Source organism: Ottowia caeni (assembly GCF_050821495.1).
GTDB lineage: Bacteria > Pseudomonadota > Gammaproteobacteria > Burkholderiales > Burkholderiaceae_C > Ottowia > Ottowia caeni.
In genome coordinates, this window is the sequence record NZ_CP151080.1 from 4,116,877 (window position 1) to 4,140,212 (window position 23,336).

13 protein-coding genes and 4 pseudogenes are annotated in these 23,336 nt (G+C 61.0%); 3 read left to right on the plus strand and 14 right to left on the minus strand.

Annotated elements, in window-relative coordinates; genetic code table 11:
- Positions 1 to 7: 7 nt before the first annotated feature.
- The 4 genes from AAAK34_RS19325 to AAAK34_RS19340 all read right to left on the minus strand — a co-directional run bounded on the left by AAAK34_RS19325 (position 8) and on the right by AAAK34_RS19340 (position 2,630).
- Positions 8 to 394: a type II toxin-antitoxin system VapC family toxin gene (locus tag AAAK34_RS19325; protein WP_231694606.1), complete on the minus strand. Its 387-nt coding sequence runs from the start codon at positions 392 to 394 to the stop codon at positions 8 to 10.
- Positions 391 to 636, minus strand: coding sequence for a type II toxin-antitoxin system Phd/YefM family antitoxin (locus AAAK34_RS19330; protein WP_231694605.1), 246 nt, complete (start codon positions 634 to 636; stop codon positions 391 to 393). Before AAAK34_RS19330 ends, AAAK34_RS19325 begins: the two co-directional genes overlap by 4 nt.
- Before the next feature lie 180 nt (positions 637 to 816).
- Positions 817 to 2,142, minus strand: a complete 1,326-nt coding sequence (locus tag AAAK34_RS19335) for a GAF domain-containing protein (protein WP_431777571.1) — start codon at positions 2,140 to 2,142, stop codon at positions 817 to 819.
- On the minus strand, positions 2,139 to 2,630 hold the full coding sequence (locus AAAK34_RS19340) for a hypothetical protein (protein WP_431777572.1): 492 nt from the start codon (positions 2,628 to 2,630) through the stop codon (positions 2,139 to 2,141). The genes AAAK34_RS19335 and AAAK34_RS19340 overlap by 4 nt, the downstream gene beginning before the upstream one ends.
- A 203-nt stretch (positions 2,631 to 2,833) precedes the next feature.
- Between AAAK34_RS19340 and AAAK34_RS19345 the strand changes: the two genes are divergently transcribed.
- Positions 2,834 to 3,547: a hemerythrin domain-containing protein gene (locus AAAK34_RS19345; RefSeq protein ID WP_231694602.1), complete on the plus strand. Its 714-nt coding sequence runs from the start codon at positions 2,834 to 2,836 to the stop codon at positions 3,545 to 3,547.
- Positions 3,548 to 3,665: 118 nt separating this feature from the next.
- Here the strand turns inward: AAAK34_RS19345 and AAAK34_RS19350 are convergent.
- The 10 genes and pseudogenes from AAAK34_RS19350 to AAAK34_RS19395 form a co-directional block, all read right to left on the minus strand.
- Positions 3,666 to 5,113: pseudogene (locus AAAK34_RS19350) on the minus strand (efflux transporter outer membrane subunit).
- Positions 5,110 to 8,282 (minus strand): annotated as a pseudogene (locus tag AAAK34_RS19355) (efflux RND transporter permease subunit). The pseudogenes AAAK34_RS19350 and AAAK34_RS19355 overlap by 4 nt, the downstream one beginning before the upstream one ends.
- An 18-nt stretch (positions 8,283 to 8,300) precedes the next feature.
- Positions 8,301 to 9,389, minus strand: a complete 1,089-nt coding sequence (locus tag AAAK34_RS19360; protein WP_431777573.1) for an efflux RND transporter periplasmic adaptor subunit — start codon at positions 9,387 to 9,389, stop codon at positions 8,301 to 8,303.
- 394 nt (positions 9,390 to 9,783) lie between these two features.
- Positions 9,784 to 15,667, minus strand: a pseudogene (gene uvrA, locus AAAK34_RS19365) (excinuclease ABC subunit UvrA).
- 120 nt (positions 15,668 to 15,787) lie between these two features.
- Entirely contained in the window at positions 15,788 to 17,449 is a 1,662-nt protein-coding gene (locus AAAK34_RS19370) for an MFS transporter (RefSeq protein WP_231694597.1), read from the minus strand.
- A gap of 487 nt (positions 17,450 to 17,936) precedes the next feature.
- Positions 17,937 to 18,467, minus strand: coding sequence for an REP-associated tyrosine transposase (locus AAAK34_RS19375; protein WP_231694596.1), 531 nt, complete (start codon positions 18,465 to 18,467; stop codon positions 17,937 to 17,939).
- A gap of 221 nt (positions 18,468 to 18,688) precedes the next feature.
- Entirely contained in the window at positions 18,689 to 19,288 is a 600-nt protein-coding gene (locus AAAK34_RS19380; RefSeq protein ID WP_231694595.1) for a 2-hydroxychromene-2-carboxylate isomerase, read from the minus strand.
- A gap of 15 nt (positions 19,289 to 19,303) precedes the next feature.
- Entirely contained in the window at positions 19,304 to 19,558 is a 255-nt protein-coding gene (locus AAAK34_RS19385) for a DUF1289 domain-containing protein (protein ID WP_431777574.1), read from the minus strand.
- Between the two features lie 28 nt (positions 19,559 to 19,586).
- Positions 19,587 to 20,071: pseudogene (locus AAAK34_RS19390) on the minus strand (YbaK/EbsC family protein).
- The gene (locus AAAK34_RS19395; RefSeq protein WP_231694593.1) at positions 20,071 to 20,979 is read right to left on the minus strand and encodes a hydroxymethylglutaryl-CoA lyase; all 909 of its coding nucleotides are present in this window, start codon (positions 20,977 to 20,979) and stop codon (positions 20,071 to 20,073) included. The pseudogene AAAK34_RS19390 and the gene AAAK34_RS19395 overlap by 1 nt, the downstream one beginning before the upstream one ends.
- Positions 20,980 to 21,111: 132 nt before the next feature.
- On the opposite strand from AAAK34_RS19395, the gene AAAK34_RS19400 reads away from it, so the two are divergent.
- Together AAAK34_RS19400 and AAAK34_RS19405 are read left to right on the plus strand one after the other, a co-directional pair.
- Complete coding sequence (locus AAAK34_RS19400; protein ID WP_231694592.1) at positions 21,112 to 21,879, plus strand: metallophosphoesterase family protein; 768 nt, start codon at positions 21,112 to 21,114, stop codon at positions 21,877 to 21,879.
- Positions 21,876 to 23,336 (plus strand): bifunctional serine/threonine-protein kinase/universal stress protein, encoded by a 1,461-nt coding sequence (locus tag AAAK34_RS19405; protein WP_231694591.1) that lies wholly within the window; start codon positions 21,876 to 21,878, stop codon positions 23,334 to 23,336. The genes AAAK34_RS19400 and AAAK34_RS19405 overlap by 4 nt, the downstream gene beginning before the upstream one ends.

Consider the following 23,336-nt stretch of genomic DNA (forward strand, 5'->3'; position numbering starts at 1 on the left):
GCCTCGTTCACACTTTACGTATGGGACCGGGATACTCTCCGACACGCTCGTCAGCCGTCAGGAGAGTGATGCCCTCCACCATGGCTTGGGAAATCAGCAGGCGATCGAACGGGTCTTTATGGATTGGCGGAAGACCATCTACCGAAACGGCATGTTCGCTTGTAATGGTCAGTTCTTCGTAGCCGTTGTCCAGTAGCGCCCTTCGCAAAACGCGCGGATCTACCTGGAAATCATCTCGTCCAAGGCCTTTTTTGATAGTAATTTCCCATAGGCTTGCAGGACTGAACAGCAACGTATTTTCAGAATCAAGGATAAGACTTCGCGCAACCTTCGGCAAACGCGGAGAGCCCTCGGCCGCCCATAAGAGAATGTGGGTGTCGAGCAGTAGCTTCATTCGCCACCGAAAAACATAGTGTTGATTTCAGACTCGCCCATGCGATCGAAATCGTCAGGCACCTTGATATGCCCAGACAGAAACCCCAGGCGACGCACTTTGTCTCCCGTCGGTGCACTAATTGGCGACACCTTCACCATAGGCTTGCCCGCTTTGGCAATGATGAATGACTCGCCATGCGCGGCACGATCGATCAGACGTGACAGATGCGTCTTGGCTTGATGAATATTGACCGTTTCCATGACGATGCCTAATTGAACTAGCTTAGTTTAGTCCACTTTGACGAGAGCAGTTAGCGCGAGTTCCCTCGCTGTCAACCGATTGCGGCAAATTCCCTGTGTCACACACCGAGAAAGTCGCCATGGAGGGCGCTATCAGAGTTCAAGGAGCATCATCCACCCGCTCCAACTCCAGTCGCCGATTCAGCACCATGGCGTAGCACCCACGCCGAGTTTTTCTATTTGCAGCGGGCCTCCCCACTCGGCGAGACGACGCTGCAGCAACAGAAGACGAACGCCCAGGTTGTCCTGCACCTCGGGCAAGCCCAGGGAGTCGCCAGCAAGGCGCAGCTCCCGCGTGGTGAAGCTGCTGCGGCCACTGACATGGGCATCGTGGGCGATTTTCCACAAGATGGCGCCGGCCACGCCTTTGATTAGGTATTGGCCATCAATGAACACAGTGCCATCGCGCGCGAAGTACCGCAGCCTCAGGGGCGGCCCTTCTGGGCGCGGAAGGGGTGTCCCCACTGCCGGCGCGGTGGGCACCTCCAGTTCAGCGCCTTGCAAGGTGACCAGCGCCTGCGCGAGTTGTGCGCACAGCATGGCAAGGGCATCCTCGTCGTCGTAGCCAAAAAACTGGTCGCTCTCGCTCTCGACCAGCAACACCCCCACTGAACGCCCACGCGCACGCAAGGGGACGGCCAGCTGGCTGCAGGGTGTGGACAAACCAGGCAAGGCGATGGGCTCGCGCTGCGCAGCATCTGTGAGCATGTGATGCTCACGCGCCACGGCATGCAGCATGCGCCCATACCTGTACATACGTGCCATGTGCCCGATGCGCAGGGCGACGCCTTCACGTACGGCAACGCCAGCAAGCCCAGCCTCTTCCAGAGGCAATTCCGCTCCGATACCTGCTTCCGCATAACCCATGCTGGCCAGCGCATACAAGCTGTGACGGTGTTCATCCAGGAGCCACAGGATGGCGTGGCGCACCCCGAGATCGTCGCGCAAGCCATCCATGGCCAGCTGCGGCAATGCCGCCAGCTCGTTGCAATCAGCCAGGCGCGCGGACACGGCACGCGCACCCGCAGCGAGGTCACAGCGCGGAGCCAGTGTAGGCAACTGGGCCCCCTGTTGATTTGTTTCGATGTCCAGAACTTCGTACACATCGGCACCACGCAGGCGAAACACGTTTTCCATTCGCGTGTGTGCCGCTATACCCGCCAGTTTCGCACGCAGCCTTTCAAAGATGGGGCCCGAGGTTTCAGTCCGCAGATACCGCAGACGCATCACGAGGTTAGCCCCTGTGACGGGGTCTTCCACCATTAAACAAGCGCGCCGCGTGGCCATGATGTTGTCGCGACTGCGGTTAAAGAACTGGAAAGTCAGGGCGACATGGTGGGCGTCCACGTATTCCACATGCGAGAGCAAGTTCACGTGAGGCACGCCGTCCAGGGAGGCGCTGCCCAGGGTGGGCGGAATTCCGCCATCGAGAATCCGGCGTATCCCGTGCAGCGTCAGCGCGGTCATGCAATCGGCTCCAATGCCACCGGTTGCCCTGCATCGGGGCCGGGCGTTTGATCCCAAGCGCCAGATATTGTGAATCGCGCCGCCAGCAGATCCTGTAATTCGACCCCGTACCAATTTTCCACAAAGACATCGCCACGAAATCCGTCGATCTCGGAAATTTCCCTTGCGAGCGTTTCACCGCTCTGGCGCAGCAGCTCCATATGCTCAGGCAACGCTGGCGCGACCTGGGCGTCGCGGCCTTTGAGGTGCAAGGTCCGGTTGGTGCGGGGTGACGTGATGAGCAAAGCCACTTGAGCGGTTTCTTCCACTGCCTCCGCCACGCGCGGTGCCGTGCGTCCGGAAAACAGCACCAGCATCCGCCCATCCGGCAGGGTGTCTGCAGCGAGGGCCCGACATACATGGGGCTGCCCGGCCATGTCGCACCCAGCCAGTCGAAGTGATGGCATCTGGGGTAGATGGAGGCGCCACTCGGCAGGCAAGGCAAACATGGGTTCTGCTCGTGAACTGAGCGAGACGAATGATACCGCCAGCACACCACGATGGAGCACAGCCATTCTTAAGCACGATTTACCTGAAGCTTAACGATTTTTTAGCTTCACTAGTGGCCGGGAATTTCTACATTTCATCAGCGCGCCAATTTTCCTCTCTTGTCGTGCTTAAGGAACCTTTCTGAACCATCGGAGACACTGCTATGAGCCCCTCTCTCAGCGACACCACTTTGACAGCACCACGGTATGACATTTACGCCGGCATTCATAAAGCCCTGCGCTCAATGATGAACGACACACTTTTTTCCGTGGGCCGTGTTGACACCAACGATGCAAACGATATGCACGAAACGTGCGAGCGCGTTCTCGAACTCACCGAGATCCTGACCAGACACTTGAAACACGAGAACGAATTCATTCACCCCGCCATGGAGCAAGGCCACCTAGGTTCCAGCCTGCGGATCGCGGAAGAGCACGTTCAGCACCAAACCGCGATCAGTGGATTGCGCGAGGCCGTGAGCCGTCTGGCAACGGCCGACTCCGCCCTGGCGAAACGCCGCGCCGCGCATGCGCTGTATCACGATCTTTCTCTATTCGTGGCGGAAAACTTTGACCACATGCATGAGGAAGAAGCTAAGCACAACGCAGCGCTGTGGGCCAGTTATAGCGACGCTGAGCTGATGGCTATGGAAGGCAAAATTGTGGCGTCCATCCCGCTAGCGGTGAATCTGACGATCATGCGCTGGATGATTCCGGCGCTTTCCCCGGGGGAACGTGCTGATCTGCTGACAGGGATGCGTGCATCCGCCCCCGCGCCCGCCTTTGCCGCTGTGCTGGATGCGGTTCGGCCGCACTTGAGTGCACTGGATTGGTCAAAACTGATGCTGGCTCTTGAGCCTGAACGGATGGCCGCGTGAGTCGCTCGACGGTCTGGCTTTCTTGGCAGCCTGTCCGAATGCGGAGGCTGCTGATGCCAAGCTGGAGCTTGGCGGCCCCAGGGGGCGGTCGGCGCGTCAGGTCATTTCTGATGGAGGATCACGACTGCACGGCGGCCTCTCTGCCACCCAGCACTTTCCAGAGCGTCACACGGTTGACCTGCTCGGCCAGACGAAGGGTGAGCAAGGTCTGCTGGGCGGCGTACAGGCTGCGCTGGGCGTCCAGCACGGTCAGGTAGTTGTCCACGCCTGCCTGGAAGCGGGCCTCGGAAAGATCGAAGGCTTTCTGCGTAGCCTGAACCATGGCTTCCTGGGCGCGCAAGCGCTCTGCCCACTGCGCACGGTCGGCCAGAACATCTGCCACTTCCTTGAAAGCGGTTTGCACGGCTTTGTCGTACTGTGCCAGCGCAATTCGCTGATTGGATTCGGCCACTTCCACGCCGGCACGCAAGCGCCCGGAGTCAAAAATGGGTAACCGGATTTGCGGAACAAAGCTCCAGGTCGAGTTGCCGCTTCCGAACAAGCCACTCAGCTCGTTGCTGCCCGTTCCCACGCTGCTGGTCAGCGAGATGGTGGGGAACATGGCCGCGCGCGCAGCGCCACATTGGCGTTCATGGCGCGCAAGTTGCGCTCTGAAGCCTGAAGATCCGGGCGCTCGAGCAGCAAGGTGGAGGGCAGGCTTTCAGGCACGGGCAACAAAGTGGTTGCCTCGCCTCCGCGCATGGTCAGAGTGCTCCGGGTAGGCAACAGCGATTCGGACACCGGACCGCCTGTCAGCAATTGCAGGGCATTGCGGCTGCGCTCCACCTGAGAGGTGAAGGCGGCGACATCGCCACGCGCGGTCTCGACGGTCGACAGATTTTGTGCCAGCACCAGGCCTGAAGTGGAGCCGATGTCGAAGATGCGCTTGGTCAGCTCATAGGACTTTTCCCGAGCAGCCAAGGTGTCCTTCGCCAGCTGCAAGCGCGCCAGGTCGGCAGCCAGTGTGAGCCACGCATTGCTAACCTCAGCCACCAGGGCGATCTGCACATTGGCTTGATTGCTCTCGGATTGCAGGAAGGCCTGCAAGGCTGCCTCATTGAGGCTGCGCACCCGGCCCCAGAAATCGATCTCGTAACTGGTAAAGCCCAGCTGCGCGGTGTATTGGCTGGCAATGTTGGCCCGACCGGAACTGCTGAGATCCTCTGCGGTGCGGGTGCGCGAACCCTGGGCTTGAGTGTTCACGGTGGGCAGCAGATCAGCACGCGTAATGCCGTACTGCGCGCGCGCCTTCTCTATGTTTTCAATAGCCACGCGCAGGTCGCGGTTGTGGCTGATAGCCAGCGCCACCACTTGTCGCAGCTGGGCGTCGCGAATCCACCTCTGGGCCTGCGCGAAGACCAGACCGGCTTCGTTGGCAACCATGGGAGTACCTGCTTGCGCAGAGATGGTGTCTGGCACCGCGAGTGGAGGCTGCTCATACTTGGGCGCCACGTTGCACGCGGAAAGAAAGCCCGCCATCAGTGCGGCCGCCACTGTGATGGGCCGAAGGGTCAAGTATCTTTTCATGCCGCAGGGATCTGAGTGGGGGTGGCTTGGGCAACGCTGTCGCTTTCAACGCGCGAGGTGCGGCTCTTGAACCAACTGCGCACCAGCAGGAAGAACACAGGTACCAGGAAGAGGCCCAGCACCGTGGAAGCCGCCATGCCACCCAACACGGCAGTGCCTATGGCGTTACGACCACCCGCGCCGGCACCGGTACCCACCGCCAGAGGCAGCACGCCAAAACCAAATGCCAGGGAAGTCATCAGGATAGGACGCAACCGAATACGAACGGCCTGCACCGTGGCCTCGAAAATGTCCTTGCCGCGCTCTTGCAACTGCACCGCAAATTCCACGATCAGGATGGCGTTCTTGGAGGCCAGGCCCACCGTCGTCAGCAGTCCAACCTGGAAATAGACGTCGTTCGTCAGCCCGCGGGTGTAGGTCGCCAGCAGGGCACCGACCACACCGAGAGGCACGGCCAGCATGACCGATAACGGCACCGTCCAGCTCTCATACAAGGCGGCCAGACACAGGAAAACGAACAAGATCGAAATGGCGTAAAGCAAGGGTGCTTGCGCGCCGGACTGTCGTTCTTGCAGCGATGCGCCCGTCCACTCGAAGCCAATGCCGTTGGGCATGTCCTTGAGGATGTCTTCCACAATCTGCATGGCCAGCCCGGAGCTCACGCCTGGGGCTGCATTGCCCACCATTTCATATGCAGGCGCGCCGTTGTATCGCAATAGCTGGGGTGAGCCGTAGTCCCAGTAGGTGCTGGAGAAGGCGCTGAAGGGCACCATTTCGCCATTTTTGTTGCGCACCGTCCATTTGCCAATGTCTTGCGGCAGCATGCGGTGCGGCGCATCACCCTGGATGTATACGCGCTTGACGCGGCTGTTGTTCAGGAAGTCATTCACGTACGTGCCGCCCATGGCGCTGGAGAGCACGCTGTTGATGTCTGCGTAGGACAGGTTCAGCGCAGCGGCTTTCCGGTCGTCAATGGCCAGCCTCAACTCGGAAGCATCGTCCAGGTTCGTGGTGCGCAGGCCGGTGAGTTCTGGGCGCTTGCGAGCCTCGGCCAGGAATTTATCCTTGGCAGCCAGCAAAGCCTCGTGCCCCAGGCCATTCAGGTCCTTGAGCATGAAGTTGAAGCCGGCCGTCGCGCCCAGGCCGCGCACGGCAGGGGGCATGTTCACGAAGATGCGGGCGTCCCGAATCGCCCCCATGTCGCGCGTCGCCTTGTGCGCGATGGCGGCGGCTGCCTGCTCAGGACGCGTGCGCTGATCCCAAGGCTTGAGACGCACAAACCCACGCGCCGAGCTCTGGTCGCCACTCAAACCTGACACCTGGTTGAAGCTGATCACATCTGGCTGCTTGGAGAAGTATTCGCGGACCTCATCCAGGACTTCCTGCAGGCGGGCGTCCGCCGCACCCGCAGGCAGGTTGACGTTGACCGTGATGTACCCTTGATCTTCCACTGGCAGGAACGAGGTCGGCAAGCGGCTGACCAGCAGCCACACCGCTGCCAGGACCGCCAGGAACACCAGCATCATGCGTTTGGCACGATGAAGCTCCCAGCGCACCCCCTCTGATAGCGGTCTGCCGTGGCATCGAAGCCGCGGTTGAACCAGCGGAAAAATCGGTCATTCAGGCCCAGGAGGCCACGACGCGGGGCAGCATGCGGGTCCATGTGCGCCGGCGGCTTCAAAATGGTGGCGCACAGCGCGGGCGTGAGAGTAAGCGCCACGAACACCGAAAACGCCATGGCCGCCACGATGGTGATCGAGAACTGACGATAGATGACCCCCGTGGATCCGCCAAAGAAAGCCATGGGAACGAACACGGCAGAAAGCGTCACGCCAATACCCACCAGCGCCGGTGTGATCTCCCGCATCGACTGCCTGGTGGCTTCCTTGGCCGACAGACCGGTCTCATGCATGACGCGTTCGACGTTTTCCACAACGACAATGGCGTCGTCCACCAGCAAGCCGATGGCCAGCACCATGGCGAACATGGTGAGTGTATTGATGGAGTACCCCGCGGCGGCCAAGACCCCGAAGGTACCCAGCAGCACCACGGGCACGGCGATGGCCGGGATCAGGGTGGCACGAAAGTTCTGCAGGAAGACAAACATCACGATGACCACCAGGATCATCGCCTCAGCCAACGCCGCCACCACCTCGCGAATGGAAGCGCGCACGAATGGTGTGGAGTCCGAACTGACGAAATAATTGATCTCGTTGGGAAAAAACGGTTTGAGCTCGGCCAGTTTGGCGGCCACATCGTCCGAAACCTGCATGGCGTTGGCGCCATCGGCCAACACAATGCCCATGCCGGCCCCCACCATGCCATTGAGCTTGGATTTCACAGTGAGGTTGTCGGCGCCAAGTTCCACGCGTGCCACGTCTTTGATCGTCACGATCGAGCCATCAGGTGAGGCCTTGAGCACGACATTTTCGAATTCTTCCACCGTCTGCAGCTTGGTGCGCGCGGTGATCGTGGCATTGAGCTGCTGGTTCGTCACGGCAGGCAACGCGCCCAGCTGACCGGCCGAAACCTGGGCATTCTGCGCATTGAGCGCACTGATCAGCTCGGAGGGCATCAATGCGTATTTTTGCATCAGCGCGGGATCCATCCAGATGCGCATTGCGTAGCTGGTGCCAAATACGTTGACGTCACCCACGCCGTCGATCCGACCGATCACGTCGACCAGATTGGCGTTCAGATAGTCGCCAATATCCACCTGACTCATGGAAGGGTCGGTGGAATAGAAGCTGTAGGTCACCAGGAAATCCTGGCCACCTTTGTTCACAAACACGCCGCGGCTCTTCACGGCCTCGGGCAGGCGGTTCATGGCCGCCTGCAACTTGTTCTGAACCTGCACCTGCGCCACGTCGATGTCGGTACCTGGCGCAAAAGTGAGTGTCGTTCTGGCACGGCCCGACGCATCTGAGGTTGAACTCATGTAGAGCATGTTGTCGATGCCCTTGAGTTGTTGCTCGATGATCTGGATGACCGAGTTTTCGACAGTTTCGGCGGAGGCGCCGGTGTACTGGGCGCCAATGGTCACACGGGGTGGTGCAATATCGGGATACTGCTCAAGCGGCAGCCCTGAAATGGACAGCGCCCCCGCAAGCATGATGACGATGGCGATGACCCATGCAAAGATGGGCCTATTGATGAAGAACTGGGCCATGGAATAAGGACTCTTGGCTTATTTGTTCTCGACGGCCGCACGTAGCGCAGCCGCAGCCGCCTGAGGGTCCACTTTCTTGCCGTCCTTTGGCGCACCGCTTACCTCTACCGGCTTCACCTTGTCTCCCGGCTTGATTCGCTGGAAGCCATCTATCACCACACGCTCGCCGTCTTCCAGACCGGTCTCGACAAGCCAGTCGCTGGCAATGGCCCGGCCCAACTGCACCGGTCGCTTCTCAACGGTGCTGTCCTCCTTCACAACCAGAACGCTGGGGCGCCCCGTAAGATCGAGCGAGACGGAGCGCTGCGGCAGGAGAATGGCGTCTGGTGCCAGCGCCGTGGGCAACTTGGCTTGCACGAACATGCCGGGCATGAGCGTGCCCTCCGGGTTAGGAACCACGGCGCGCAATGTCACGGTTCCCATGGTGGGGTTGACGATCAGGCCGGAGAACCGCAGTTTGCCCTCGTGGGGGTAATTGCTTCCGTCCTCCAGGGCAATGCGCACCGAAACCTCTTCCCCTTGAAGCTTCTGGTAGCGGCCAGCGGCCAGTTCGTTCCTCAGTCTGAGCAACTCTGACGTGGTCTGCGTGAAATCGACATACATCGGGTCCATTTGCACGATGGCGGTGAGCGGCGTGGTCTGATTGGCGGTCACCAGAGCACCGGGCGTCACGTTGGACATGCTGATGCGCCCCGAAATCGGCGCTTCGATGCGGCTGTAGCGCAGGTTGATGCGGGCGGACTCCAGGTTGGCTTTGGCGACCGCGACGTCGGCAGCTGCCTGCTTGGCGGCTGCCTGACTCTCCTCAAAGGCCTGCTGGCTGATGGCCGTTATTTTTACCAGCTCCGCATTTCGACGAGCGGTCGCTTCCAGTGTGCGCTGGCTGGTTTCGACCTTGGCCAGCACGGCCTTGGCGCTGGCCTCGACAGCACTCAGACTGGCGGAATCAAGTTGATAGAGTGGCTGACCTTGCTTGACCAATGCACCCTCGGTGAAGAGGCGCTTTTGCACAATGCCGCTAACCTGGGGCCGCACTTCGGCGCTTAGGAAGGCGGCTGTTCGTCCGGGCAGGGTATCCCCCAGCAACTGGCTCTGCTTCTTCAGCACCACCACGCCTACCTGAGGGGGGAGCCTCGGCCTTGGGCGGAGGAGCCTCTTTGGAGCAGCCAGCTATCGTGATCGATGCCAGCGCCAGCGCCGCCCAAGCGCCGCCCCTCGCGGAAAAAGGGAAACTCGGGGGGATCGATTGGTCGGGTTGAACAGCATCATCGGCAATCAGGAGATCGTGAACACGTTCTTATTGTTGAGGCGAAATGTTGATGTTTTGTAAAGCAGCACGTCAAAGCCCCGATTCCGAACGAGTCCGGACCTCCACGCAGCAGCGGCCGCAACAACATTTGTTAACGATACATATATTTGACGAGGACTTGGCCCCAGCGAACGACTAGTACGATGCCCAAGTCGGAAATTTGTTCCTTTTGTTGCAAATTGAACACCATGGTTATCGTGGCGGACGCGCTAGGACCCGCGCCAGTGCCTGCCCGGTGTGGGTGCCGGCGACGACAACCTCTTCCGGTGTGCCTGCCGCCACCAGCCGCCCGCCAGCATCGCCACCTTCGGGACCGAGGTCGATGATCCAGTCTGCCTCGGCGATCAAGTCAAGGTCGTGCTCGATCACCAGCACGCTGTGACCGCCATTGACCAGCCGATGCAGCACATGGATGAGCTTTTCCACATCCTGCATGTGCAGGCCAACGGTGGGCTCGTCCAGCACATAAAGAGTGTGCGGAGCTTTTTGCCCCCTCTTGGTGACGTCATCCCGAACCTTCGACAACTCCGTGACCAACTTGATGCGCTGCGCCTCCCCGCCGGAGAGCGTGGGCGAAGGTTGACCCAGCGTCAGGTAGCCCAGGCCCACATCCTTGAGCAACTGCAGCGGATGCGCAATGTTGGGCATGCTGCTGAAGAACCCGACGGCCTCGTCCACCTCCATCTGTAGCACGTCGCCGATGGTCTTGCCTCGCCAGGTGACGGCCAGTGTTTCCGGGTTGAAGCGGGCGCCATGGCACACCTCGCACAATACCTTGACATCGGGCAGGAAGCTCATGCCAATGGTTCGCATGCCCTGTCCTTCGCATCCCGGGCAACGCCCTTCGCCCGTGTTGAAGCTGAACCGCGCAGGGCCGTAGCCGCGCGCCCGCGCCTCCAGTGTCTCGGCAAACAGCTTGCGCACGGTATCCCAGAAGCCTATGTAGGTGGCGGGGCACGAGCGGGGCGTTTTGCCGATGGGAGTCTGATCCACCTCTAGCACGCGGTCGATTTTCTCGAAGCCGCGCAGGCCCGTGCAACCAGCCAGTGCGGGTGCTTGGCCAGAGTCCATGGCTTCGCGGCCGGCTTTCGTGGCGCGTTGGCCTACCCAGGCCGCCACGTTCGCGAGCAGCACGTCGCGCGCCAGCGTCGATTTGCCGGAGCCGCTGACGCCCGTCACCGCCACCAGGCGCTGGAGCGGCATGGCCATGTCTATGTTCTGCAGGTTGTGCAGGTGTGCGCCTTGAACCCACAGCGTGCCCTCAGCAGCAGTTCCAATTTCAACTAAACGGCGGGGGTGCATGGGGTGGCGCATGGCGTCGCGCAGGTAACGGCCTGTGGCGGAGTCCGGGGCCGCCTCAAGATCCGCCGCGCTGCCCTGTGCCACCAGATGGCCACCACGCACGCCCGCGCCGGGGCCGATGTCGATCAGGTGCTCGGCCTGGCGAATGGTGTCTTCGTCGTGCTCTACAACGACCAGCGTATTGCCCTTGTCGCTCAGGGTTTGCAGGGCGTTCAACAGAATTCGGTTGTCGCGGGCGTGCAGACCAATGGTGGGCTCGTCAAGCACGTAGCACACCCCCTGCAGGTTACTGCCCAGTTGCGCGGCCAGGCGAATGCGCTGGGCTTCACCGCCGCTGAGCGTGGGGGCGCCGCGGTCCAGGGTGAGGTAGCCGAGGCCGACCTGCTCCAGAAAATCCAGGCGGCTCTTGATTTCAGGAACCAGGTCGCGGGCGATGTCGGCGTCTCGGCCAGTGAGGTGAAGGTTCTCCAGCCAGCCGCGCAGGTCGCGTACGCTGAGGTGCGCAAGGTGCGTAATACCGACGCCCTGGCTCTTTTCCCTCAACCCAGAGTTGGGAGAAGCAATTGCTTGCTGCTCGGCGTCTGGCGGCGCAGCCATCTCCAGCAGCACCGCGCGCGCCACGGGGTTCAATCGAGTCCCTTGGCAACTCGGGCAAACCACGTCGCCCACATCGTCAACTTCTGGCTCGGCAAAGGTTTGCTCACGCCCCTTCTGATCATCAGCCATGACGGAATCGTCAAGCACCTTGCGCTGTTCCTTGGTCAGCTTGACCCCGGTGCCCACGCAATCAGGGCACCATCCGTGCTTGCTGTTGTAGCTGAACAGGCGGGGATCCAACTCGGCATAGCTCGTGGAACACACCGGGCAGGCACGGGTGGTCGAAAAAGCCTCCAGGCGCCCGATGTTCGCGGTCGGGTCGCCAGCTTGCATTGCGGCGCTCAAACCATCGAGTTCGCTCAGCACATGCACCACTCCCTTTCCGTGCTCCAGCGCCCGCGCGAGTGATTCGCGCAGGAGCCCCTCCTGTGCGGGCGTGACCAGCAGGCTCATGACCGGCAATTCGATCGTGTGCTCCTTGAATCGGTCGATCCTTGGAAATCCAGTTGTGGGAAGAAACTCGCCGTCAACGCGCAAGTGGGTGAAGCCGCGCGGCCTGGCCCAGTCGGCCAGTTCGGTGTACACACCTTTGCGCCCCACCACAAGGGGCGCCAGCAGGCCAATGGTCTGATGGCGGTATCGGGTCATGATCTGCGCTGCGATGCGCTCAGGCGTCTGCGGCTGAACCGCGGCACCATCATGAATGCAGTGCTGCACCCCCAGTTTGACGTACAGCAGTCGCAGGAAATGCCACACTTCGGTGGTGGTGCCGACCGTGCTCTTTCGCCCCCGCGCGACAGGCGCTGCTCGATGGCCACCGTGGGGGGAATGCCGTACACCGCGTCTACCTCCGGCCGGCCCGCAGGCTGCACAATGCTGCGCGCATAGGCATTGAGAGATTCGAGATAACGCCGTTGCCCTTCGTTGAACAGAATATCGAAGGCCAGCGTGGACTTGCCGGAGCCAGACACCCCGGTGATCACGTTGAACTTGCCGCGCGGAATCTCCACGCTGATGTTCTTCAGGTTGTGTTCGCGGGCATGAACGATCTCGATCTGGTTTGAACGCTCAACCTTGGGCACAGGAGCTGTGTATCCAGGTACCGCTTCCTGCGCAAGCATGGTTGCGCCCGGCGCGTTGATCTGCTCATACTCGCGCAATGCGGCGCCTGTATGGGAAACGGGGTTGCGCGCCACATCAGCGGGGGTGCCTTGCGCCACCAACTCGCCGCCGGCATCACCACCCTCCGGGCCCAGGTCAATGAGCCAGTCGCTGGCTCGCATGACATCGAGGTTGTGCTCGATCACGATGAGCGAATGGCCCGCCTCAAGCAGTTTCCGGAACGCGCGCATGAGCTTGGCGATGTCGTCGAAGTGCAGTCCGGTGGTCGGCTCATCGAAGAGGAACAGAGTACCCTTGGTGGCCTTGGGCTGCTTGCTGGCCGTGGTTCCCTTGGCCGCTTCAGCGAGAAATCCCGCAAGCTTGAGCCGCTGAGCCTCGCCTCCGCTGAGCGTGGGCACCGGTTGACCAAGCTTGACGTAGTCCAGGCCCACGTCGACCAGAGGCTGCAGCACGCGGACGACTTCGCGGTCGCGTGCAAAAAGCCGAGCGGCTTCGGCCACGGTGAGGTCCAGCACATCAGCCACATTGAGGTACCTCGCATGTGGCTCACCAACAGCGTGGCGCTCTATGGCAACTTCAAGAATCTCGGGCCGATAGCGTTTGCCATCACAATCAGGGCAGCGCAGGTAGACGTCGCTGAGAAACTGCATCTCCACATGCTCGAAGCCTGAGCCGCCACAGGTGGGGCAGCGGCCATCGCCGGAATTGAAACTGAACTTGGCGGCGGTGTAGCTGCGCTGGCGCGACAGCGGTGCATCTGCAAACAAGGCTCGAATGGCGTCCCACGCGCCGACATAACTGGCCGGGTTCGAGCGCGCGGTCTTGCCGATAGGTGACTGGTCGACGAAGACCACCTCGCTCAAATAATCGGCGCCAAGAAGGCGCTCGTGCGCGCCGGGCGATTCGGTAGCCTTGCCAAAATGCCGCAGCAGCGCTGGCGCGAGGATGTCCTGGATCAGCGTAGATTTGCCGGAACCCGAGACACCGGTGACAGTCACCAGGCTTCGCAACGGAAACTCTACCGAGAGATTCTTGAGGTTGTGCTGGGTGGCGCCTTCCAGGATCAGCCTGGGAGTGTTGTCTACCACCGGGCGACCCGAACTCATGCCAATGGACTTCCGGCCGCCCAGGTAAGCACCGGTCAGCGTGTCAGCACGGCGCAGTTCGTCGGGGGTGCCGTCGAAGACGATGCGTCCACCCTGCACGCCGGGGCCCGGCCCGAAGTCGAGCACTCTGTCGGCCGCGAGCATCACGGCGGGGTCGTGCTCGACCACCACGAGGGTGTTGCCCGCATTCTTCAACCGCTGCATGGCCTGCGTGATGCGATCCATGTCGCGCGGGTGCAGACCAATGCTGGGTTCATCCAGCACGAACAAGGTATTGACCAGCGATGTTCCCAATGCCGTGGTGAGGTTGATGCGTTGCACCTCGCCTCCGCTGAGCGTGCGGCTCTGGCGATCCAGGGTAAGGTAGCCTATGCCGACGTCGCAAAGATACTTCAGGCGTGTCTGCACTTCCTCCAGAATGAGCTTGAGTGCCTGGGCGTTGGCGTTGGGCGGACTGCTTTTCGAATTCTGCAGGTTGGGTTGAGCGGAGCGAAGCCCGACATTCGGCGCTTCCACATCACCACCGAACGTGATGCCTGCTTCGCCAACCCAACCTACGAAGAATCGACGCAAACGCTCAATGGGCATCAGCATCAAGTCGTGCAGGCAAAGCCCGGGCAGGGCCTCAAGTTGCTCGCGGGACCATGCGGCACCTACGGGCAGGAAGCGCTGGCTTGGTGCCAGAACGGCATCCGCCTGGTCCTTGCTACCCACACGCCACAGCATGCTCTCCAATTCCAGCCGCGCACCACCGCAGTCTGGACAAGTGGTGTAGCTGCGGTATTTGGACAGCAGCACCCGGATGTGCATTTTGTACGCTTTGCTCTCCAGATATTTGAAGAAGCGGCGAATGCCGTACCACTGCTTATTCCAGTTGCCTTCCTTGAAGTTCGGCGTGCCTTCAATCACCCAGTCCCGCTGTTCGGGCGTGAGTTTGCTCCACGGCGTGTCGCGCGGGATGCCCGCGGTTTCGGCGTGACGCAAGAGATCGTCCTGACACTCGGACCAAGCGGGGGTCTGAATCGGCTTGATGGCCCCAGCGCGCAAGGTGAGGCGATGGTCCGGAATCACCAACCCCCAGTCAACACCAATCACGCGACCGAACCCCTGCAGCTCTCGCACGCGCCCACGGCGGAATTGAAGGAGAACATGGAAGGGATCGGCTCTCGGTAACGCAGATCGCTTTCGGGGCAATGCAGGCCGGTAGAGAAGCGCCAAAGTTCGGGCTCACCCTCTTCCCGAAGGGCATAAACGTTCAAACGCCCTGCGCCGCGATGCAGCGCCACCTCTATCGCTTCGATCACCCGTGCACTCTCGGCATTGGCGATGCGGAAGCGATCAGCCACCACGTCGAGGATCTTGTTGGTGCCCCCGCCGGATGCGGGCACCTCACGCTCAGTCTGCACTTTGGTAAAGCCGCTGGCTGATAGCCATTGTTCGATTTCCTCCCTGGTGGTGCCGCCAGGCAGCTCCACGGGGAAGGTCAGCACCAGGCGCGGATCACCTTGGGCAGCCGCGCGCTCGGCCAAGGTGGCAGCAATCGTTTCCGGCGTGTCGTGCCGCACAGGCTGCGCCGTCTGCTTGTCGAACAACTGACCCGCTCGCGCGAAAAGCAGCTTCAGATGGTCGTTCAGCTCCGTCATGGTGCCGACCGTGGAGCGCGAGCTGCGCACGGGGTTGGTCTGGTCAATGGCGATGGCCGGCGGCACGCCCTCTACCCGGTCCACCGCAGGCTTGTCCATGCGGTCCAGGAACTGACGGGCGTAGGCGCTGAAGGTTTCCACGTAGCGCCGCTGCCCTTCGGCGTAGAGCGTATCGAACACAAGGCTCGACTTGCCCGAGCCGCTGGGACCGGTAACTACCGTCAACTCGCCTGTGCGAATGTCGAGGTCAAGATTCTTCAGATTGTGCTGGCGTGCGCCGCGAATGCGGATCAGCGGAGAAGACATAAGGCGGGGTCCGGCGGGTGAAGGCCAGAAATTCTATGCTCCAGCCGTTAACCTTGCTCTAGGAGCCTGTTCTAAACGCAAAAACCGCCCGAGGGCGGTTTTTGTGCAGTGCAGAATCGGTTAATCAGATGCGTAGATGTCTACATCCTTGGTTTCGCGCACGAACAGCAGGCCGATAATGAAAGTGATGGCTGCGATCACGATCGGGTACCAGAGGCCGTAGTACATGTTCCCGTTGGAAGCCACCATGGCGAAGGAAATGGTGGGCAGCATGCCGCCGAACCACCCGTTGCCGATGTGATACGGCAAACTCATGGAGGTGTAGCGAATGCGTGTGGGGAACATTTCCACGAGCGCCGCGGCAATGGGGCCGTAGACCATGGTCACGTAGATCACGAGCAGCGTGAGGATGGCGATCATCAGCGGCTTGTTCATCTGTGCCGGGTCCGCCTTGGCGGGGTAACCGTCCGCCTTCAAGGTGTCTGCCACTTCCTTCTTGAACGCGGCGATGGCAGCGGCGCTGGTTTCGTCGAACTTGCCCCCCACCACGTTGCCGGCAGGCGCAACAATTTCCTTGTCCCCAATTTTGACCACGGCTGGGCCTGTACCGACCGCGTTTTCGTAGCTCACCGCGTTGGCTGCCAGGAAGCGCTTGGCGATGTCGCAAGAGGTGCGGAAATCGATGTCGCGCGCCACAGGGTTGCCGCCGAACGAGCACTCCGAAGGAATAGCCGTCACGATGACCTGGTTGGACGCTTGCGCTGCTGCCAATGCGGGGTTGGTGGCCTGAGTCAGCCCCTTGAAGAGCGGGAAGTAGGTGAGCACCGCCAACAGCAAACCAGCCAGGATGATGGGCTTGCGACCGATCTTGTCAGAGAGCGAGCCGAAAATCACGAAGAACGGCGTGCCAATCAGGAGCGCGATGGCGATCATGATGTTGGCGGTGGAAGGATCAACCTTCAGCACGCTCTGCAGGAAGAACAGTGCGTAGAACTGGCCCGTGTACCAGACCACCGCCTGGCCAGCCACCAGACCGAACAGCGCCAGCAGGACGATCTTCAGGTTCTTCCATTCGCCGAAGGACTCGGTCAGCGGAGCCTTGGAGGTCTTGCCCTCGGACTTCATTTTCTGGAACGCTGGAGATTCGTTCATGGTGAGGCGAATCCACACGGACACGGCCAGCAGCGCGATGGAAATCAGGAACGGAATGCGCCAGCCCCAGGCGGCGAAAGCCTCTTCACCGACGATGTTGCGCGTGAGCAAAATGACGATCAACGAGAGAAACAGGCCCAGGGTGGCTGTGGTCTGAATCCAGGAGGTGTAGGCTCCGCGCTTGCCGTGCGGCGCATGCTCAGCCACGTAAGTGGCGGCACCGCCGTACTCTCCGCCGAGCGCCAAGCCTTGCAGCATGCGCAGGATGATCAGGATGACCGGCGCCATGACGCCGATCGAGGCGTAGTTGGGCAGCAAGCCGACGACAAAGGTCGACAGGCCCATGATGAGAATGGTGACCAGGAAGGTGTACTTGCGCCCGATCATGTCGCCGAGGCGGCCGAAGAACAGTGCACCGAAGGGGCGCACAATGAAGCCGGCCGCAAAAGCGAACAACGCAAAAATGAAGGCTGAGGTTGGGTCAAGGCCCGCAAAGAACTGCTTGGCGATGATGGCCGCCAGAGAGCCGTAAAGATAGAAGTCGTACCACTCGAATACGGTGCCCAGCGAGGAGGCAAAAATAACTTTCCTCTCCTCCGCGCTCATGGGCCGTGCGGCTGTAGTTGCCATACGCTGTCTCCTATTGAAAGTCTTGGGTGAAAACGGGTTGTCGCACCGCAAATGTGAAACCAGTACCTGACTTTTTTCTGACGGCTTTCGAGTTCAACGTGAAGGCGCGCGATCGCAACCCCACTAAATCAGTGATTACCCTGACGTTATTTTTTTCGATATGAAATTTCGGCGCGGGCGGGGCTTTTTTCGTTCGGGAAAGTACCTATAAAAAATGTCCAATGGTCGGCATTACAGATGCATCCGCGACGCGACAGAACTGGTTGGATTGGTTGTGGCCACCGTGCGCCGGATCAACAGGCGGTGCATTTGATCTAACGCTGCTTGTTGGGCTTCCTTCGTCAGCCCAACCTACGGGGACGCCCTTGGAAACCTAGATCCTGGCTGGTCTGGTGCTTGTTGGGCTTCCCGCGTCAGCCCAACCTATCTGGCTGATGACTGAGCGTGCCTGGTAGGTTGGGCTGACGAAGGAAGCCCAACAGGTAGCTTATCGTTTCCCACGCTCAACTGATTCGTCACCGCCGCAGCCTCCCCAATTTTCCGGCAGCAATCCACGCGCGATGTAACCATGCAAAGTGGTATGTGGCCATGCCACAGGGCTATCAGACCAACCATGCTTCACAGGGTTGTAATGGATGTAGTCGATGTGACGCGCCAAGTCGTCTTCGTCTTTGATTTGATGCTCCCAAAATCGGCGCTGCCACAGACCGCGTTCACGTTTTAAGGCTCGGCTCGGCGCAATGGATTCGGTTTTCTCAATGCGCCGCGAGAAACCCGCTTTCAGCAGTGACCAGCGCACCGAATAGTTTGCATCGTTCTCCGGCAAACGCCAGATGGTGTGCAAGTGATCTGGCAGCACCACCATGGCCACCAGTGAAAACGGATGCGTGGCCTTTACGGAGGCCATGCTCTCTCGCAACGCGCCAATGTTCCGAACCAGGGCATCCGAGCTTCGATCCGCGAGATTGACCGTGAAGAAGTAAGTTGCGCCCTGCACTCGGGCGCGTCGGTAATACATGTATTGAGGTTTGCGCGCAGGCAAAGGGAAACTGAAAGGGGTGCATTATTTGGCACCCGTCGAGCTGTGTGTCTGTCGGCTTAACACGCCAAGCGCTGAATCTACCGCTGCTTGTTGGGCTTCCTTCGTCAGCCCAACCTACGAGGGTCATCCTGCACACCTGCATTTTGGCTCGTCTGGTGCTTTTTGGGCTTCCTGCGTCAGCCCAATTACGGGGACACTTAATCACCAGAGCTTTGTGTGTCAGCCTCACCGACAAGGTGTTCTCTTAGCATGGGTAGGGACTCGAAGCCCCAGAACAACTGACCGTCCACCATCAGGCTTGGCACACCGAAGAGGCCCGCGGAGATGGCGGACTCGGTGGCGGCTTTCAACTCGTTCTTGACTTCGTCACTCGCCGGATTGCGCAAAGGTTTCAGTTGAGCAGTGAGTTCAGCCAGCCGTGCCGGTTCGTCTGCGGAGGCACCTGTGCACCAGACATGGCGCAGAATGGTTTCGCACTGATAGCGGTTCGGAAGGCCTTGATGCCCGCATGCGATTGCGAGGCGCAAGAGTCCCAGCGGGTTAAAGGGGTGCGCGGCAGGCATCTGAAACGGAACGCCTTGCGCTTTCGCAACCCACTCCACATGGCGGAAGGTCCACTCCCGCTTGCCGGGAATCTCTGCCGGTCCAAGCTGCCCTCGATGCCTCAGCAGTGCACCGAGCAGCACGGGGCGATACACCACTTCGTAGCTGAGGCCCTCCAGCGCCAACGGCAGTTTCTCGAACGCCAGATAGGCGTAGGGCGAGATGAAATCCAGATAGAAATCAATGCGCTTCATGCCTACTCTTCTCCTTCATCGAGATCCGTCGTTCCCGCGTCGGCGTTCAACCTGCAGCCAGACGGCCCACTTCGCCGCTTCGCCGCGAGAGCCCCAGTCGCCAATTTCTTCCAGGCGCCGAAAGCAGCCTTCACACCAACCTGTGTGCGCATCGATCCGGCACACTCTGATGCATGGCGAAGGCAAGGGCTGACCATGCGTCCACGCCTGCTGCGCTTCGGCCGCAAGGGCGTCGAGGTCGTCCGTAAAAGGCGCCGTGCCGGATACCATCAGCGATACACCCGCCGCGTGAAGGTGGTCACGTGGACTCCACCACATCGGCCACGGGCGCACCGGTCAGGCGCTCCAGATCAGAAGGTGCCAGCTTGAACACGCCATGAGGGTGACCAGCAGCCGCCCAGATCTCGGTAAAGCGTGCCAGCTCGCGATCGATCAGGGTCACGGGCGGTTCGGCATGGGCTATCGGCGACACACCGCCAATGGCAAAACCCGTGCGAGCCTTGACGAACTCAGCGTCCGCTCGACCTATTTTTCCGACCAGCGCCGCCACTTTTTCTCATCGACACGCCGGTCGCCCGAGGCAATCACCAAAATAGCCGCATTGTCTTCCTTGCGACGGAAGATGATGCTCTTGGCGATCTGCCCCACGGCCACGCCAAGCGCTTCGGCTGCCTGGAGGGCGGTTCGCGCGGCGTCGTCCAGCATGACAGGCTCGTGAGGGTGGCCCGCGTCGGCCAGTGCCTGGGCCACCCGCCGAACGCCATCGGGAAGGTTGCTCGCCATCACCCGGCCCTCTTGTTCAGCACCGCCAGTGCTGCGCGGGAATTCGGCTTGCGCTGCAGAAAATCACTGATATACGCGCCTGCGTCGACGAGCTTGTCGAAGTCGATGCCGGTGTCGATATCCATACCGCGCAGCATGTAGACGACGTCTTCCGTCGCGACGTTGCCGGTAGCGCCCTTGGCATACGGACATCCGCCCAGGCCTGCCACCGATGCGTCGAACTGCCACACGCCTAGCTCCAGCGCGGCCAGGGTGTTGGCGAGTGCTTGGCCATAAGTGTCGTGAAAATGGCCGGAAACACCGTCCAGGTCGTAGTGCTTGAGGGTTTCCTCGATGGCCCGCTGAATCTTGCGAGGAGTGCCGACTCCGATGGTGTCGGCGACGCCCACGTGCTGCACGCCGATGCCCTTCATGAGCCCGGCCAGGTAACCCACGCGTTCGGGCGCAATATCCCCTTCGTAGGGGCAACCCACGGCACAACTCATGGAGCCGCGCACGTAAATGCCGTTGGCCCGCGCCGCCTCCACGACCGGCGCAAATCGTTCGATGCTTTCCGAAATGGAGCAGTTGATGTTCTTCTGGCTGAACGCCTCACTGGCTGCACCGAACACCACGATCTCTTTGGCACCCGAGGCCAGCGCCCCTTCGAAGCCCTTCATGTTCGGCGTGAGCACGCTGTAGCGCACGCCCGGACGCCGTTCAATGCCAGCCAGTACTTCGGCAGCGTCGGCCATTTGCGGCACCCATTTGGGGCTCACGAAGCTGGTGACCTCAATATCGCGCAACCCCGCCTCCTGAAGGCGGTGCACCAGGCCGACCTTAACAGCCGCCGGAACGGGTTGCTTTTCATTTTGCAGGCCGTCGCGCGGACCCACATCAACGATTTTGACTCTGGAGGGTATGGACATGGCTATCTCGTCAGGGCAGGTACAGATTCAACCGATCAGTGTAGCGGCTACGCCTATGTCGGTTTGACGAGTCGGTTGACAAGGGCTGATCGCTCTTATGATGAGGGCGCGTTCAACTGCAGTTTTCAGGTTATGAAGCTCGCTCTATTTGCCGATGTGCATGCCAACCGCCACGCGCTTGAAGCGTGCCTGACCCATGCCGAGCAAGCTGGCGCCGAGCGCTACGCCTTTCTGGGCGATCTGGTGGGCTATGGAGCCGAACCGGCGGGAGTGGTGCAGCGCGTGATGGCCATGCGCGAAAGAGGCGCGATCGTGATCAAGGGCAACCACGATCTGTATGCCTCAGCCCCGCTGGCCCACAACAATAAGACCCTGGGCCACTCCAGCGCCGCGTGGACGCATGAGCAACTCTCGCCGGACGAGCGCAGCTTCCTGGCCGGTCTGCCGCTGACGCACACCGAAAGCAGCTTTCTGCTGGTGCATGCGAGTGCCAATGCCCCGGATCACTGGCGCTATGTAGAGACTCCGGAGCTTGCCGCTGCCAGCCTGGACGCCGCCACCGAGCCGCCTGTGGGCAACATGAACGTACGCTACGTCTTCGGCGGTCATGTGCATGCGCAAACGCTTTTCTTCCGGGGCGGGGCGGGCAAGCTGATGCCGTTCACGCCCGCACCCGGCGTACCGATCCCGGTGCCCCGGCATCGGCTGTGGCTGGCCACCGTGGGTTCGGTAGGCCAGCCACGCGACGGACGCCCGGACGCCATGTACGCACTGTTCGACGACGTAGCGCAGCAATTGACCTTCCACCGCGTCGCCTATGACGTACAAGGCGCCATGGCGGCGATCCGCGCCACGGATCTGATGCCATTCTTCGCCGATCGGCTGGAGATGGGCAGATGAATTCCTTGCAGCCCGGCGCCGAGCTTGACGGATTCCGTATAGGCGAGATGCTGCACAAGGGCGGCATGGCACTGATCTACCGCGTGACCTATGCCGATGGCCGAGACGTGCCGTTCGAGATGGTCATGAAGGTGCCGCGCATGACGGCTGGGGATGGCGCTGAGAACATTGTCAGCTTCGAGGTGGAGCACCAGATCTTGCAGGCTGTGGATGGCATGCATGTGCCACGCCTGGTGGCCGCGGGCGACATCGCGGTCTTCCCCTATCTGGTGATGGAGTACGTTCGCGGCCGCACACTCGACCACTGGCTGGACCAGGTGCAGCGCGGCGCCCCCTGTCCGCCCGAGACCATTGCCGCTTTAGGTGCGGCCATAGCCACCGCCGCGCACGCACTGCATCAGCAGAACACCGTGCATCTGGATCTGAAACCCGCCAATGTGATCATCAAGGAGTTTGGGAGCCATCCACCGAGTTTTTCAGCCGTTCTGCTTGACTTCGGCCTCAGCTACCACGCCCACTACCCCGATCTGCTGGCCGAAGAGATGCGCAAGGCTGTGGGCTCGCCAGCCTATATGGCACCTGAACAGGTGGTGGGCGTTCGGGGAGATCCTCGCAGCGACGTGTTTTCGATTGGTGTGATGTTGTATGAGCTGTCCACGGGTGAGCTGCCGTTCGGGGCGCCCAGCACCACGGGTGGATTGCGACAGCGGCTCTGGGCTGACCCCATACCTCCGCGCAAACGCCGGCCTGATCTGCCGGAGTGGCTGCAGGAAGTGATTCTGCGCTGCATGGAACCAGCTGCGGCGGACCGATACCCATCGGCCGCACACTTGGCCTTCGACTTGGCGAACCCCGATCAAGTGGAAGTCACCGAGCGTGGTCGGCGCTTGCTGGGTACGGGGTTCGTCACGCATTTCAAGCGCTGGATCCGCGCCGCAGGGGCGCAGTATCGACCTAGCCCACTGCCAGCGAGGCAGATCGAGGAGGTGCCGATTTTGCTCGTCGCTGTTCCGCACCACGATGTGACCGACGCCACGCTGTATTCGCTGAAACAGGCCGTAGCCCGCTCGCTCGGCATACGGCCGGGCGCCCGGCTGGCCTGCGTGACGGTGGTGGCGCCTGGGAGCAGCACCGAAGCAGAGAAAAGTGAAACGGCGGTGCACCGCTCCATGCGGGCGATGCTGAAAAACTGGGCCGCCGGCCTTGACTTGACGGGCCACCAGACCTCATTCCATGTGCTGGAGTCCACCGACGTCGCAGATGCCATCGTTCGCTATGCAGAGGCCAATCATGTCAGCATGATCGTGATGGGTGCGGCCACGCATGGGCTGCAGATGCAGCGCTTTGTAGCCACCGTGCCGATACGGGTCGCCATGCACGCTCCGTGCACGGTAATTCTGGTGAAGCAAACGGTGCCGTTTGACTTCCTAGGCGCCGAAGACCGCGACGCGCGATGA

What these genes read in the sequence shown, in the direction of transcription:
- AAAK34_RS19325 (WP_231694606.1), bottom strand. Translation starts at nt 394, where the DNA reads ATGAAGCTACTGCTCGACACCCACATTCTCTTATGGGCGGCCGAGGGC.
- AAAK34_RS19330 (WP_231694605.1), bottom strand. Translation starts at nt 636, where the DNA reads ATGGAAACGGTCAATATTCATCAAGCCAAGACGCATCTGTCACGTCTG.
- AAAK34_RS19335 (WP_431777571.1), bottom strand. Translation starts at nt 2,142, where the DNA reads ATGACCGCGCTGACGCTGCACGGGATACGCCGGATTCTCGATGGCGGA.
- AAAK34_RS19340 (WP_431777572.1), bottom strand. Translation starts at nt 2,630, where the DNA reads ATGTTTGCCTTGCCTGCCGAGTGGCGCCTCCATCTACCCCAGATGCCA.
- AAAK34_RS19345 (WP_231694602.1), top strand. Translation starts at nt 2,834, where the DNA reads ATGAGCCCCTCTCTCAGCGACACCACTTTGACAGCACCACGGTATGAC.
- AAAK34_RS19370 (WP_231694597.1), bottom strand. Translation starts at nt 17,449, where the DNA reads ATGGCAACTACAGCCGCACGGCCCATGAGCGCGGAGGAGAGGAAAGTT.
- AAAK34_RS19375 (WP_231694596.1), bottom strand. Translation starts at nt 18,467, where the DNA reads ATGTATTACCGACGCGCCCGAGTGCAGGGCGCAACTTACTTCTTCACG.
- AAAK34_RS19380 (WP_231694595.1), bottom strand. Translation starts at nt 19,288, where the DNA reads ATGAAGCGCATTGATTTCTATCTGGATTTCATCTCGCCCTACGCCTAT.
- AAAK34_RS19385 (WP_431777574.1), bottom strand. Translation starts at nt 19,558, where the DNA reads ATGGTATCCGGCACGGCGCCTTTTACGGACGACCTCGACGCCCTTGCG.
- AAAK34_RS19395 (WP_231694593.1), bottom strand. Translation starts at nt 20,979, where the DNA reads ATGTCCATACCCTCCAGAGTCAAAATCGTTGATGTGGGTCCGCGCGAC.
- AAAK34_RS19400 (WP_231694592.1), top strand. Translation starts at nt 21,112, where the DNA reads ATGAAGCTCGCTCTATTTGCCGATGTGCATGCCAACCGCCACGCGCTT.
- AAAK34_RS19405 (WP_231694591.1), top strand. Translation starts at nt 21,876, where the DNA reads ATGAATTCCTTGCAGCCCGGCGCCGAGCTTGACGGATTCCGTATAGGC.